Origin of the sequence: Tessaracoccus lacteus (assembly GCF_029917005.1) — a bacterium.
Classification (GTDB): Bacteria; Actinomycetota; Actinomycetes; order Propionibacteriales; family Propionibacteriaceae; genus Arachnia; species Arachnia lactea.
In genome coordinates this window covers 841,015-852,331 of record NZ_CP123967.1, presented here as the reverse complement: position 1 = coordinate 852,331, position 11,317 = coordinate 841,015, and the positions used below count along the sequence as shown (strand labels likewise).

The window sequence follows — 11,317 nt, the reverse complement described above, 5'->3', positions numbered from 1 at the left end:
ACGTGGGTCGCGCGCACCTGGCACGGCAACCATGGCAGCCTACCAAGCCCCGCCACTGGCAGACAAAACACCCTGCACAAATAAACCGACGGGGTGGGTCCGCCAGAAGCGGACCCACCCCGTCGGTGGTGATGCGCGGTTGCGCCTCAGAGCTCGTTCGCGGAGCCGCCGGCGGCAGCCAGCTTCTCCTTGGCGGAGCCCGAGAACGCGTGGGCGGTCACGTCGAGCTTGACGGCCACGTCACCGGTGCCGAGCACCTTGACGAGCTTGCCGTCGCGCACCGCCCCGGCGGCGATGAGCTCGGCGACGCCGACCTTGCCACCCTGCGGGAACAGCTCGGCGATCCGGCCGACGTTGACGACCTGGAACTCCACGCGGAACGGGTTCTTGAAGCCCTTGAGCTTCGGGAGCCGCATGTGCAGCGGCATCTGGCCACCCTCGAAGTTCTCCGGAACGTTCTTGCGAGCGCCGGTACCCTTCGTGCCGCGACCAGCGGTCTTACCCTTGGATCCCTCACCGCGGCCAACACGGGTCTTCGCCGTCTTGGCGCCCGGGGCGGGACGCAGGTGATGAAGCTTCAGCGACATGGTCACTTCACCTCTTCCACGGTAACGAGGTGGGCGACGGTGCGGATCATGCCGAGGACCTCGGGGCGGTCCTCGCGGACGACCTGGTCACCGATGCGCTTGAGGCCGAGCGTACGCAGCGTGTCACGCTGGTACTGCTTGCCACCCACCCCAGACTTTGCCTGGGTGATCTTGAGACGAGCCATCACTTGGCCACCTCTTCCTTGGCTGCGCGGAGCAGAGCCGCCGGGGCGACGTCCTCCACGGCCATGCCGCGGCGACGTGCCACGGCCTCGGGCTCCTCGAGCTGCTTCAGCGCGTCGACGGTGGCGTGCACCACGTTGATCGCGTTGGACGAGCCGAGCGACTTGGCGAGGACGTCGTGGACGCCCGCGCACTCGAGGACCGCACGCACCGAGCCACCGGCGATGACGCCGGTACCGGGGCTGGCCGGACGGAGCATGACGACACCGGCCGCCTTCTCGCCCTGCACCGGGTGCGGGATCGTGCGCTGGATCAGCGGAACGCGGAAGAAGTGCTTCTTGGCCTCTTCAACGCCCTTGGCGATCGCGGCCGGCACCTCCTTCGCCTTGCCGTAACCGACGCCGACGTTCCCCTCGCCGTCGCCGACGACGACCAGTGCGGTGAAGCTGAAGCGACGACCACCCTGGACGACCTTGGCGACGCGGTTGATGGTCACCACGCGCTCGAGGTACTTGTTCTCTTCCTTGGGAGCCTGGCCACGACGATCGTCACGGCCACGACGGTCCCCGCCGCCGGAACGGCGCTGCTGGGTCTCACTCATCGTGAATACCTATCCTTTCGTCGTATCAGAAGCCGAGGCCGGCCTCGCGGGCGGCGTCGGCCAGAGCCGCGATCCGCCCGTGGTACTTGTTACCGGCCCGGTCGAAGACGACCTGCTCGACACCCGCTGCCTTGGCGCGGGCGGCGATCAGCTCGCCGACCTTCTTGGCCTTGGCCGACTTGTCGGCCTCGGTGGCCCGCAGGTCCGCCTCCATCGTCGACGCGGAGGCCAGCGTGGTGCCGGCGACGTCGTCGATGACCTGGACGAACAGGTGACGCGAAGAGCGGGTCACAACCAGGCGGGGACGCTCCGGAGTGCCGTTGATCTTCTTGCGGGCACGCAGCTGACGGCGCGTACGGGACGCGACCTTCGGAGCAAGCGACTTGTTGTGCTTGATCGAGATGGCCATTACTTACCAGCCTTTCCAGCCTTGCGGCGGACGTGCTCGCCCGCATAGCGGACACCCTTGCCCTTGTAGGGCTCCGGCTTGCGGATCTTGCGGATGTTGGCCGCGGTCTCGCCGACGAGCTGCTTGTCGATGCCCTTGACCGAGAACTTGGTCGCGGACTCGACGGTGAACTCGATGCCCTCGGGGGCGTCGACGATCACGGGGTGCGAGAACCCGAGCGCGAACTCGAGCTGCTTCGGGCCCTTGGAGATCACGCGGTAACCAACACCGACGATCTCGAGCTTCTTCTCGTAGCCCTCGGTCACACCGGTGATCATGTTGTTCACCAGCGTGCGGGTCAGGCCGTGCAGAGAACGGTTCTGGCGCTCGTCGTTCGGACGCGCGACCTCCAGAAGCCCGGCCTCGTTACGGCCGATCGTGATGGGCTCAGCGATGGTGAGCGCCAGGGAACCCTTGGGACCCTTGACGTCGACCTGCTGGCCGTCGAGCTTCACGTCGACACCTGACGGGATGGCGATGGGGAGCCTGCCAATTCGTGACATGTTGTTTCCTCCTTACCTATCGCCGCGTCACCAGACGTAGGCGAGAACTTCGCCGCCCACGGACTTGGCCTTGGCGTCGCGGTCGGTCAGCAGACCCTGCGACGTCGAGATGATGGCGATGCCCAGGCCGCCGAGCACCTTCGGCAGCTCGGTGGACTTCGCGTAGACGCGAAGACCGGGCTTGCTGATGCGCTTGATGCCGGAGATCGAACGCTCGCGGGACTCGCCGTACTTCAGCGAGACCTTGAGCGTCTTGCCGACCTGGCCCTCGACCTCGGTCAGCTCGTAGCCGGCGATGTAGCCGTTGGCCTTCAGGATCTCGGCGATGCCCACCTTGATCTTCGACGACGGCATGGACGTGGAATCCTGGAACGCCTGGTTGGCGTTGCGGACACGCGTGAGCATGTCTGCGATCGGATCAGTCATCGTCATGACTTATTTCCTCATTTCTCACACCGGTTTCCGGGAACGCTCCCGGACCTGGTGTTAGTTGATGTGTTCAGTGGGTCGATTCACCAGGACGACTTGGTCACGCCCGGCAGCTCGCCGGCATGGGCCATTTCGCGGAGGCAGACACGGCAGAGCCCGAACTTGCGGTAGACCGAGTGGGGTCGGCCGCACTTCTGGCAGCGGGTGTAGGCGCGCACGCCGAACTTCGGCTTGCGGGACTGCTTGACCTTGAGTGCTGTCTTAGCCATTGCTCAGCTCACTTCTTCTTCTTGGCGTAGTACGCGGGACCGCGCTTGGCCGACTGCTTCTTCGGGTCGTCGACGGCCTTGAACGGGAAGCCGAGGTGCTTGAGCAGCGCGCGACCCTCCACGTCGTTGGTCGCGGACGTCACGAAGGTGATGTCCATGCCGCGCACGCGATCGATCTTGTCCTGATCGATCTCGAGGAACATGACCTGCTCGGACAGACCGAAGGTGTAGTTGCCGTTACCGTCGAACTGGCGGCCGTTGAGGCCACGGAAGTCGCGGATACGGGGCAGCGCAAGCGTCAGGAGACGGTCCGCGAACTCCCACATGCGGTCGCCACGCAGCGTGACGTGGCAGCCGATGGGCTGGCCCTCACGGAGCTTGAACTGCGCAATGGACTTGCGGGCCTTGGTGACGGCCGGCTTCTGACCGGTGATCGCGGTGAGGTCGCGGATGGCGCCCTCGATGATCTTCGAGTCGCGTGCGGCCTCGCCGACACCCATGTTCACGACGATCTTCACCAGACCGGGGATCTGCATGACGTTGGAGTACTGGAACTCCTCCTGCAGGGCCGGGACGATGGTCTCGCGGTACTTGGCCTTCAGACGGGGCATCGCGGTAGCGGTGGCGGTCATCAGATCTCCTCCCCGGTCTTGCGGGCGATGCGCACGGAGCGCTGCGCCTGGTACTCGGTGCCGTCGGCGTGCTTCTTGGTGACGTCGACGCGCTTGTAACCGACGCGTGTGACGACCTCCTTGCCGTCGACCTTCACAACGAGCTGGACGTTGCTGACGTGGATGGGGGCCTCGACCGTGATGATGCCGCCCTCGATCTTCTTGCCCGCGGCGGTCTGCGACTCGCGACGGTGCTTCTTGACGAGGTTGACGCCCTGCACGGTGACGCGCTCGGCCTTGGGATCGACGGCGATGACCTCGGCCACCACGCCCTTGTCCTTGCCCGAGATGACCTTGACGCGGTCACCCTTCTTGATGTGGAGCGATGCCATGATCAGATCACCTCCGGGGCGAGCGAGACGATGCGCATGAACTTCTTCTCACGCAGCTCACGGGCGACGGGGCCGAAGATGCGGGTGCCACGGGGCTCCCCGTCGTTCTTCAGGATGACTGCCGCGTTCTCATCGAACTTGATGTAGGAACCGTCGGCGCGGCGACGCTCCTTGACGGTGCGGACGACGACGGCCTTGACCACGTCGCCCTTCTTGACGTTGCCGCCAGGGATTGCATCCTTGACGGTGGCGACGATGGTGTCGCCCAGGTAGGCATAGCGGCGCTTGGTGCCACCGAGCACACGGATGCAGAGGATCTCCTTTGCACCAGTGTTGTCGGCGACCTTCAGTCGCGACTCCTGCTGGATCATTACTTCTCCTTGCTCCACCGGTTCCCATGCATAAGGCCTTGTGAAACTAGAAACGAACCCCCTGGATTCTGCCAGGAGGCAACCCCCAGCTCGAGGGAGAGGGGGCCTTAGTCATCGCCCGGGAAGGGTCCCCCCGAAGGGGCACAGACCCAAGGCAACTGGATAAGTCTATCCCAGGCGCGCCACGGCACGAAATCGCGCATGACGCAACACGTGCCTCACTCGGAGCGCAGCGCCTCGACGGGGTCCTTGCGCGACGCGGTGCTGGCCGGCATCAGGCCCGCCACCGAGGTTAGGCCCATGCTGATCAGCACCAGGATGATCGCCGCCTGCCACGGCAGCACCGCGACGTTCTCGACGCCGAAGTTCGCCGCGACGATCGCGTTGGCGGGGATGGTCATGAGCGCTGTGATGGCCACGCCGAGCGCGCCGGCGACGAATCCGACGATGAGGGTCTCGGCGTTGAACACCGTGCGGATGTCGCGCTTGCGCGCGCCGACGGAGCGCAGGATGCCGATCTCCTTCTTCCGCTCGAGCACCGAGATGTAGGTGATCACGCCGATCATGATCGACGATACGACCAGCGAGATGGCGACGAAGGCGATCAGCACGTAGCTGATGGTGTTGATGATGTCGGTGACCGACGTCATGAGCGCACCCACGATGTCGGTGTAGGTGACCACCCTGTCGTCGTCCCCCGCATCGCGGGCGTCGTCGTTGTAGGTGTCGAGGATGTTGATGACCTCGGCCTTCGACTCGAAGTCGATCGGGTAGATGTCGATGTTCGACGGGTTGTCGAGGTCGGCGTACCCGAGCGTGCGCAGGTTCCCCTCCAGCGACGCTGCCTCGGTCTTGGCCATCGACACCAGCAGGCGGGTCAGCTCCTCGGTGCTGCGGTTGAGCTGGAAGGCGTCGAGGAACGCGTCCTCGTTGATGCCCATGGCGCTCGACATGTTGTCGGCCAGCGAGGCCATGGAGGACTCCAGCGCCGAGCCGATCTGCGACGAGAGTGCCGCGCCGAGCTGAGAGGAGAGGTCGGCGGAATAGACCGCCACGACCTGGTCGACGTAGTCGCCGAGCATCGGCTGCAGCTGCGCGCTGAGCGCGTCGGTGTCCACATAGGTCCCGGCCTCTGCGAGCAGCGCCGCCCCCTCGTCCGTGGCGAGGAACGCCGGGAGGTTGGTCCCGATGTCCTGCGGGTCCAGGTTGTTGGCCTCGGCGTACGCGAGGTAGCCCTGGACGAGGCGTCCGGCGAGAGAGTCGTCGGCCGCCTGGGCGGCGTCGTCGGCATCGGTCGTATCGGGGGTCAGCGACGCCAGCAGCGCCTGGCCCTCCGGGGAGGCGAGGAAGGCCGGCATCGTGGCGGCCACGTCTGTGGGGTCCGCCCCGTTGGCCACGGCGTAGGCGAGATATGCCGCGAGGAGCTGCTGGGCCGCCTCGGAGTCGAGTTCCTCTCCCCCGGCCGCCAGGGCCGCCTGCCCCTCCGCGGAGGCGAGGAAGGCCGGCAGCGTCGCCGGATCAGTCGGGTCGAGGCCGGCGGCGGTCGCCCACTGCGTGTAGGCCTCGGCGAAGGCGGTCACCGCGGCGGTGAGCGCCTCGGTGTCGACCTGCGGCGCGGACGGCGTGGCCTCCCCGTCGTCCTCGGCCTCTGGGAGCTTGATGACGCTGCTGAGGTCCAGCTGCGAGAGGATGTCGGCCACGTCGAGGGCCGGCAGCTTGGACGGGTCGAGCTGCACATCGTCCAGGCCCAGGTCGAGGTTGGACAGCTCCGACTCCAGGGCCGACGTGTCGAGCTGCAGCTTCGACTGGTCGAACGTGAAGGCGCCGGCCAGCGCGTCCTCGTCGATGGTGAACAGGGAACTGAGGTCAGCCTCTTCTCCGTCGTCCTCGGCGCCGAACTCCTTGCCGGTGAACACGTCGACGTCCGGGTCGGCGAGCTGGCTCTGCACGATGGCGGAGTCGGTCGCGTCGGCGATCATGTGCTCGGTCAGGTCGCGGGTGTAGTAGATGCCCGGCTGCAGGGTCGACGAGTCGCCGCTCGGCTGGACGACCCCGACGACCCGCAGCTCGTCGCCGTCGTCGACGAGATCCGTGACGTAGTCGGTGTCGTCAGAGCGGTCGGTCCACACGTCGAACTCGTCGTCGTAGGAGTAGAGGTCCGCGGAGTCGACCGCCTTGAAGGACACCCCCATCAGATCCTGGTAGCTGTACGTGCCGGGATCGTCGGGAACGGTCACGTCCCCCTCGGTCGCGACCTGCTTGACCATGTCGTCGAGCTCCTGCGGGTCGCGAAGGCCCATCGCATACAGGGTGAGGTCACTCACCCCCCCGCTGCCCGTCAGCACCAGAGCGACCTCGTCGTAGGCGGTCGGCCAGCGGCCGGCCACGATCTCCGCATTGTTCTCGACCAGCGACAGGTCATCGACGAGCTCGGAGAAGACGCTGGTGCTCGACGAGCTGGACAGCAGGCTGCTGGCGGACGCGCTCGACCCGAAGCCCAGCGACGAGAAGGTGGTGTCCGGGTTGACCTGGCGGACACCGTCCGACGTGTCCGAGGCGTAGATCCGCGGCGAGACGTCGTAGGAGTACTGGATGGAGTTGACATAGTCGTCGATGCCCCCGCCGTTGCCGTCCAGGAAGCTCTTCAGCGAGCGGAGGTCGTTCGTCCCGACGCTGCCGAACATCGACGCCATGAGCTGCACCTCGTGCACATCGCCGTCATCGGCATCCCCGGCGGCGGACGCCTCCTGCGCGATGCCGCGGGAGGCGGTCAGCAGGCTGGTCAGGTCCACGCCCTGCCGCTGGATCGACAGCGGGTAGAGCGAGAGCGTGTCCTCCTCCACCCCCTTGATGTAGGCGTTGACGCCGTTGGCCAGGGCGAGGATCGACGCGATGCCGATGATGCCGATACTGCCCGCGAAGGACGTCATCAGCGTGCGGCCCTTCTTCGTCATGAGGTTGTTGAAGGACAACGAAATGGCGGTGGGAAAGCTCATCGCGGTGCGGCGGGCCTTCCGGCCCTCCCGCTCGACGGCCTGCGGCACGAAGGGGTCGGTGTCGGAGGCGATCACACCGTCCTTCAGCGACACGATGCGGGTCGCGTACTCCTCGGCGAGTTCAGGGTTGTGCGTGACCATGACGACCAGCCGGTCCCTGGCGATGCTCGTGAGCAGGCCCATGATCTGCACGCTGGTGGTCGAGTCGAGCGCGCCGGTTGGCTCGTCGGCCAGCAGGATCTCGGGGTCGTTGACGAGCGCGCGGGCGATCGCGACGCGTTGCATCTGCCCGCCGGAGAGCTGGCTGGGACGCTTGTGGATGTGGTCGCCCAGGCCCACGTCCTGCAACGCGGCGGTGGCGCGACGTCGCCGCTCGGCCCGCGAGACCCCCGCCAGGGTCAGCGCCAGCTCTACATTGGCCAGCACGCTCTGGTGCGGGATCAGGTTGTAGCTCTGGAAGACGAATCCGATGCGGTTGTTGCGGTAGGCGTCCCAGTCCCGGTCGCGGTAGCTGGACGTCTCGATGCCGTCGATGATCAGGTTGCCCGAATCGTAGTGATCCAGCCCTCCCACGATGTTCAGCATGGTCGTCTTGCCCGAGCCGGACGGCCCGAGCACCGCCACGAACTCGGAGTCGCGGAAGGCGATGGAGACGTCATTCAGCGCGACCTGGGTGAAGTCACCTGTCGTGTAGGTCTTGCGGACGTCCCTGAGCTCGAGCATGCGGGTCTTTCCTGGAGGGCCAATCGGGCGTACACAGCTTACGTGGAGAAAGAAAACACTCCTGTATCGGGGCGTTGCAGCACCCCTGGCATGCTTGAGGCATGGAATTCTTCACGCGTCTGGTCGTCACGGCCGCTGCCACCGCCGTCGCCGTCTGGCTGGTGCCGGGCGTCGAACTTACCGCCGTCGACACCGCAGACAAGGTCATCACGCTGCTGGTCGTGGCCCTGATCTTCGGCCTGATCAACGCCTTCATCAGGCCGGTCGTGACGTTCTTCAGCGGCTGTCTCGTGCTCATCACGTTCGGCCTGTTCCTGCTGGTCATCAACGCCCTGATGCTCGAGCTCACCAGCTGGGCCGCGGGCACCCTCGGCCTCGGCTTCCACGTGGAGGGATTCTGGCCCGCCTTCTGGGGCTCGGTGATCATCTCGATCGTGGGCGCGGCCCTCGGGGCGCTCCTCGACACGGAACGGTCCTGACCGACGGCGCGCCCCTTCAGCCGTCCTTTCGGACGGCTGAAGGTCAATCCTGCCTGTCGGCGAATCCAGGGGCCGTGGCCCCCTGCGCTGTCTCCGCGTTCCCCCCAACTGACCGGCTGCCCTTCGGCCTCGGTCACACGCGGTTGTTGCCGAAAAGGGTACGACGTGTCCCATTGGACTGTCTATACTTTCTCGCCAAATGCGAGACGGCCCGTCCCTAAAAGGGACGGGCCGCCTAGTTGAATCGCCTTACTTGGCGCGCTCGACGATCTCCACGAGACGCCAGCGCTTCTGCGCGGACAGCGGGCGGGTCTCCATGACCCGCACCCGGTCGCCGATGCCGGCGTCGTTGTTCTCGTCGTGCGCCTTGACGCGCGAGGACTTGGTCATGACCTTGCCGTAGAGCGGGTGCTTGACGCGCTCCTCGACCATCACGACGATCGTCTTGTCCATCTTGTCCGAGACGACAACGCCCTGGAGGACCTTGCGGCTGTTGCGCTCTTCGGTGGGGGTGGTTTCACTCATGTTCACTTCTCCTCGGCCTCGGGCTCGTCTTCGATGCCGAGGTTGCGCTCCTGCAGCACCGTGTAGATGCGGGCGATGTCCTTGCGGACGGAACGCAGCCGGGCGCTCGACTCCAGCTGCCCGGTCGCCGCCTGGAAGCGGAGCCCGAACAGCTCCTCCTTCAGCTCGACGACCTTGGCGTTGAGCTGCTCGCGCGAGAGACCACGCAGGTCGTTTGCGGTAAGAGCCTTACTCATCAGATGTCACCTGCTTCGCGCTTGATGAAGCGTGCCTTGAACGGCAGCTTGTGAATGGCCAGACGCATGGCCTCACGGGCCACCTCCTCCGGGACACCGGAGAGCTCGAACAGCACGCGGCCGGGCTTGATGTTGGCAACCCACCACTCGGGCGAGCCCTTACCCGAACCCATGCGGGTCTCGGCGGGCTTCTTGGTCAGCGGGCGGTCGGGGTAGACGTTGATCCACACCTTGCCGCCACGCTTGATGTGACGGGTCATGGCGATACGAGCGGCCTCGATCTGACGGTTGGTCAGGTAGGAGGACTCGAGCGCCTGGATGCCGTAGTCACCGAAGGCGAGCTTGGTGCCGCCCTTGGCCGCACCGTCACGCTTCGGGTGGTGCTGCTTACGGAACTTCACTCGACGAGGAATCAGCATTATCAGGCTCCTGCGTTCTCAGTAGCGGGCGCAGCCGGGGCCTCGGCCTGGGCTGCGTCGGCGCGACGGCGACCACCGCGCTCGGGACGGTCCCCACGACCCTCGCCGCGGCCGGGACGACGGCCCGGACGCTGACGACCACCGGGGGCGGAGTTGCGGGCCTCGCGCTGGGCCTGGCGCTCGGCCTTGGTGCCGGCGACATCGCCCTTGTAGATCCAGACCTTGACGCCGATGCGACCGAAGGTCGTGCGGGCCTCGAAGAAGCCGTAGTCGATGTCGGCGCGCAGGGTGTGCAGCGGCACCTGGCCGTCGCGGTAACCCTCGGAGCGGGACATCTCGGCGCCGCCGAGACGGCCGGAGCACTTGATGCGGATGCCCTTGGCGCCGGCGCGCATGGCCGTCTGCTGGGCCTTGCGCATGGCGCGACGGAAGGCGACGCGGGCGCCGAGCTGCTCGGCGATGCCCTGGGCGACCAGCTGAGCGTCGGTCTCGGGGTTCTTGACCTCGAGGATGTTCAGCTGGACCTGCTTGCCGGTGAGCTTCTCCAGCTCGCCACGCACGCGCTCCGCCTCGGCACCGTTACGGCCGATGACGATGCCCGGGCGAGCGGCGCGCAGGAAGATGGTCACGCGCTCGGAGCGACGCTCGATCTCTATGGACGAGATGCCGGCGCGCTCGAGGTTCTTGGTCAGGTACTCACGGATCTTGACGTCCTCGCCGACCAGCTGCGCGTACTGCTTGTCGCTGAACCAGCGCGTCTTGTGATCGGTGGTGATGCCGAGACGGAAGCCGTTCGGGTTGATCTTCTGGCCCATTGTCAGGCTCCCTTCGTCTCGCGGGGCTCCACGACCACGGTGATGTGCGACCCGCGCTTCAGGATGCGGGAGGCCGAACCCTTGGCGCGCGGGCGGATGCGACGCAGGGTGACGCCCTCGTCGACAAACGCCTTGGAGATGTAGAGGTCGTCGGCGCGCAGAGCCTCAGCGGACTCTGCGTTGGCCACGGCGGAAGCCACGACCTTGTAGACCGGCTCGGAGGCGGCCTGCGGCGCGAACTTCAGCGCGGTCAGGGCGTCATTGACGTCCATCCCGCGGACCAGGTCGACGACGCGGCGGACCTTGGTGGAGCTCATCCGGACGTGGCGCGCAATGGCGTACGAGCCAGGACGATCCCCGAGCAGGGTTTCCCGTCGACGGCTGTTGCCGTTTTCGTTGCTCATAGTTGAATCAATTCCTTATCTCGCGCCTCAGCGGCGACGGGCCTTCTTGTCGTCCTTCACGTGCCCCTTGAAGGTGCGCGTGGGGGCGAACTCGCCCAGCTTGTGGCCAATCATCGACTCGGTGACGAACACCGGGACGTGCTTGCGGCCGTCGTGCACGGCGATCGTGTGCCCGAGCATGTCCGGGATGATCATCGAGCGTCGCGACCAGGTCTTGATGACGTTCTTGGTGCCCTTTTCGTTCTGAGCGTCCACCTTCTTGATCAGGTGGTCGTCAACGAAGGGGCCCTTCTTCAGGCTGCGTGGCATTTCTTTCAGGCTCCCTT

General features: G+C 66.1%; 18 protein-coding genes. 1 reads left to right on the top strand and 17 read right to left on the bottom strand.

The window, feature by feature from the left end; all coding sequences use genetic code 11:
* Positions 1–146 precede the first annotated feature (146 nt).
* The 11 genes from rplO to QH948_RS03825 form a co-directional block, all read right to left on the bottom strand.
* On the bottom strand, positions 147–587 hold the full coding sequence (rplO, locus tag QH948_RS03875) for a 50S ribosomal protein L15 (RefSeq protein WP_219080747.1): 441 nt from the start codon (positions 585–587) through the stop codon (positions 147–149).
* 2 nt (positions 588–589) lie between these two features.
* On the bottom strand, positions 590–772 hold the full coding sequence (rpmD, locus tag QH948_RS03870) for a 50S ribosomal protein L30 (RefSeq protein WP_219080748.1): 183 nt from the start codon (positions 770–772) through the stop codon (positions 590–592).
* Positions 772–1,371, bottom strand: a complete 600-nt coding sequence (gene rpsE / locus QH948_RS03865) for a 30S ribosomal protein S5 (RefSeq protein WP_219080749.1) — start codon at positions 1,369–1,371, stop codon at positions 772–774. The genes rpmD and rpsE overlap by 1 nt, the downstream gene beginning before the upstream one ends.
* 25 nt (positions 1,372–1,396) lie before the next feature.
* A complete protein-coding gene (rplR, locus tag QH948_RS03860; RefSeq protein WP_219080750.1) occupies positions 1,397–1,780 on the bottom strand; it encodes a 50S ribosomal protein L18 in 384 nt (127 codons plus the stop codon).
* Positions 1,780–2,322, bottom strand: coding sequence for a 50S ribosomal protein L6 (rplF, locus tag QH948_RS03855; RefSeq protein ID WP_219080751.1), 543 nt, complete (start codon positions 2,320–2,322; stop codon positions 1,780–1,782). The genes rplR and rplF overlap by 1 nt, the downstream gene beginning before the upstream one ends.
* A 27-nt stretch (positions 2,323–2,349) precedes the next feature.
* Positions 2,350–2,754, bottom strand: a complete 405-nt coding sequence (rpsH, locus tag QH948_RS03850; RefSeq protein WP_219080752.1) for a 30S ribosomal protein S8 — start codon at positions 2,752–2,754, stop codon at positions 2,350–2,352.
* A gap of 80 nt (positions 2,755–2,834) precedes the next feature.
* A complete protein-coding gene (locus tag QH948_RS03845) occupies positions 2,835–3,020 on the bottom strand; it encodes a type Z 30S ribosomal protein S14 (RefSeq protein ID WP_219080753.1) in 186 nt (61 codons plus the stop codon).
* An 8-nt stretch (positions 3,021–3,028) separates the two neighbouring features.
* A complete protein-coding gene (gene rplE / locus QH948_RS03840) occupies positions 3,029–3,652 on the bottom strand; it encodes a 50S ribosomal protein L5 (protein ID WP_281145590.1) in 624 nt (207 codons plus the stop codon).
* Entirely contained in the window at positions 3,652–4,023 is a 372-nt protein-coding gene (rplX, locus tag QH948_RS03835) for a 50S ribosomal protein L24 (protein ID WP_219080755.1), read from the bottom strand. Before rplX ends, rplE begins: the two co-directional genes overlap by 1 nt.
* A 2-nt stretch (positions 4,024–4,025) precedes the next feature.
* A complete protein-coding gene (gene rplN / locus QH948_RS03830) occupies positions 4,026–4,394 on the bottom strand; it encodes a 50S ribosomal protein L14 (RefSeq protein ID WP_219080756.1) in 369 nt (122 codons plus the stop codon).
* A gap of 218 nt (positions 4,395–4,612) precedes the next feature.
* Complete coding sequence (locus QH948_RS03825) at positions 4,613–8,113, bottom strand: ABC transporter ATP-binding protein/permease (RefSeq protein WP_281145589.1); 3,501 nt, start codon at positions 8,111–8,113, stop codon at positions 4,613–4,615.
* A 101-nt stretch (positions 8,114–8,214) separates the two neighbouring features.
* On the opposite strand from QH948_RS03825, the gene QH948_RS03820 reads away from it, so the two are divergent.
* A complete protein-coding gene (locus QH948_RS03820; protein WP_281145588.1) occupies positions 8,215–8,592 on the top strand; it encodes a phage holin family protein in 378 nt (125 codons plus the stop codon).
* A 249-nt stretch (positions 8,593–8,841) separates the two neighbouring features.
* Here the strand turns inward: QH948_RS03820 and rpsQ are convergent, their stop codons facing one another.
* The 6 genes from rpsQ to rpsS are packed head-to-tail and all read right to left on the bottom strand — an operon-like array spanning position 8,842 to position 11,300.
* Complete coding sequence (rpsQ, locus tag QH948_RS03815; protein ID WP_281145587.1) at positions 8,842–9,117, bottom strand: 30S ribosomal protein S17; 276 nt, start codon at positions 9,115–9,117, stop codon at positions 8,842–8,844.
* A gap of 2 nt (positions 9,118–9,119) precedes the next feature.
* Positions 9,120–9,353 (bottom strand): 50S ribosomal protein L29, encoded by a 234-nt coding sequence (gene rpmC / locus QH948_RS03810; RefSeq protein WP_219080760.1) that lies wholly within the window; start codon positions 9,351–9,353, stop codon positions 9,120–9,122.
* Positions 9,353–9,772 carry a 50S ribosomal protein L16 gene (gene rplP / locus QH948_RS03805; RefSeq protein WP_219080761.1) on the bottom strand — a complete coding sequence of 140 codons (420 nt, stop codon included), beginning with the start codon at positions 9,770–9,772 and terminating at the stop codon, positions 9,353–9,355. Before rplP ends, rpmC begins: the two co-directional genes overlap by 1 nt.
* Before the next feature lie 2 nt (positions 9,773–9,774).
* On the bottom strand, positions 9,775–10,587 hold the full coding sequence (rpsC, locus tag QH948_RS03800; RefSeq protein WP_219080762.1) for a 30S ribosomal protein S3: 813 nt from the start codon (positions 10,585–10,587) through the stop codon (positions 9,775–9,777).
* A gap of 2 nt (positions 10,588–10,589) precedes the next feature.
* On the bottom strand, positions 10,590–10,991 hold the full coding sequence (rplV, locus tag QH948_RS03795; RefSeq protein WP_219080763.1) for a 50S ribosomal protein L22: 402 nt from the start codon (positions 10,989–10,991) through the stop codon (positions 10,590–10,592).
* A 27-nt stretch (positions 10,992–11,018) separates the two neighbouring features.
* A complete protein-coding gene (gene rpsS / locus QH948_RS03790) occupies positions 11,019–11,300 on the bottom strand; it encodes a 30S ribosomal protein S19 (protein ID WP_219080764.1) in 282 nt (93 codons plus the stop codon).
* Positions 11,301–11,317: the final 17 nt, after the last annotated feature.

Excerpts from the sequence above, each read along its gene's own strand:
- QH948_RS03845 (WP_219080753.1), bottom strand. The coding sequence starts at position 3,020 with ATGGCTAAGACAGCACTCAAGGTCAAGCAGTCCCGCAAGCCGAAGTTC.
- rplX (WP_219080755.1), bottom strand. The coding sequence starts at position 4,023 with ATGGCATCGCTCCACATCAAGAAGGGTGACCGCGTCAAGGTCATCTCG.
- rpsQ (WP_281145587.1), bottom strand. The coding sequence starts at position 9,117 with ATGAGTGAAACCACCCCCACCGAAGAGCGCAACAGCCGCAAGGTCCTC.
- rplV (WP_219080763.1), bottom strand. The coding sequence starts at position 10,991 with ATGAGCAACGAAAACGGCAACAGCCGTCGACGGGAAACCCTGCTCGGG.
- rplF (WP_219080751.1), bottom strand. The coding sequence starts at position 2,322 with ATGTCACGAATTGGCAGGCTCCCCATCGCCATCCCGTCAGGTGTCGAC.
- rplE (WP_281145590.1), bottom strand. The coding sequence starts at position 3,652 with ATGACCGCCACCGCTACCGCGATGCCCCGTCTGAAGGCCAAGTACCGC.
- rpmC (WP_219080760.1), bottom strand. The coding sequence starts at position 9,353 with ATGAGTAAGGCTCTTACCGCAAACGACCTGCGTGGTCTCTCGCGCGAG.
- QH948_RS03820 (WP_281145588.1), top strand. The coding sequence starts at position 8,215 with ATGGAATTCTTCACGCGTCTGGTCGTCACGGCCGCTGCCACCGCCGTC.
- rpmD (WP_219080748.1), bottom strand. The coding sequence starts at position 772 with ATGGCTCGTCTCAAGATCACCCAGGCAAAGTCTGGGGTGGGTGGCAAG.
- rpsH (WP_219080752.1), bottom strand. The coding sequence starts at position 2,754 with ATGACGATGACTGATCCGATCGCAGACATGCTCACGCGTGTCCGCAAC.
- rpsS (WP_219080764.1), bottom strand. The coding sequence starts at position 11,300 with ATGCCACGCAGCCTGAAGAAGGGCCCCTTCGTTGACGACCACCTGATC.
- rpsE (WP_219080749.1), bottom strand. The coding sequence starts at position 1,371 with ATGAGTGAGACCCAGCAGCGCCGTTCCGGCGGCGGGGACCGTCGTGGC.
- rpsC (WP_219080762.1), bottom strand. The coding sequence starts at position 10,587 with ATGGGCCAGAAGATCAACCCGAACGGCTTCCGTCTCGGCATCACCACC.
- rplN (WP_219080756.1), bottom strand. The coding sequence starts at position 4,394 with ATGATCCAGCAGGAGTCGCGACTGAAGGTCGCCGACAACACTGGTGCA.
- rplP (WP_219080761.1), bottom strand. The coding sequence starts at position 9,772 with ATGCTGATTCCTCGTCGAGTGAAGTTCCGTAAGCAGCACCACCCGAAG.
- rplR (WP_219080750.1), bottom strand. The coding sequence starts at position 1,780 with ATGGCCATCTCGATCAAGCACAACAAGTCGCTTGCTCCGAAGGTCGCG.
- QH948_RS03825 (WP_281145589.1), bottom strand. The coding sequence starts at position 8,113 with ATGCTCGAGCTCAGGGACGTCCGCAAGACCTACACGACAGGTGACTTC.
- rplO (WP_219080747.1), bottom strand. The coding sequence starts at position 587 with ATGTCGCTGAAGCTTCATCACCTGCGTCCCGCCCCGGGCGCCAAGACG.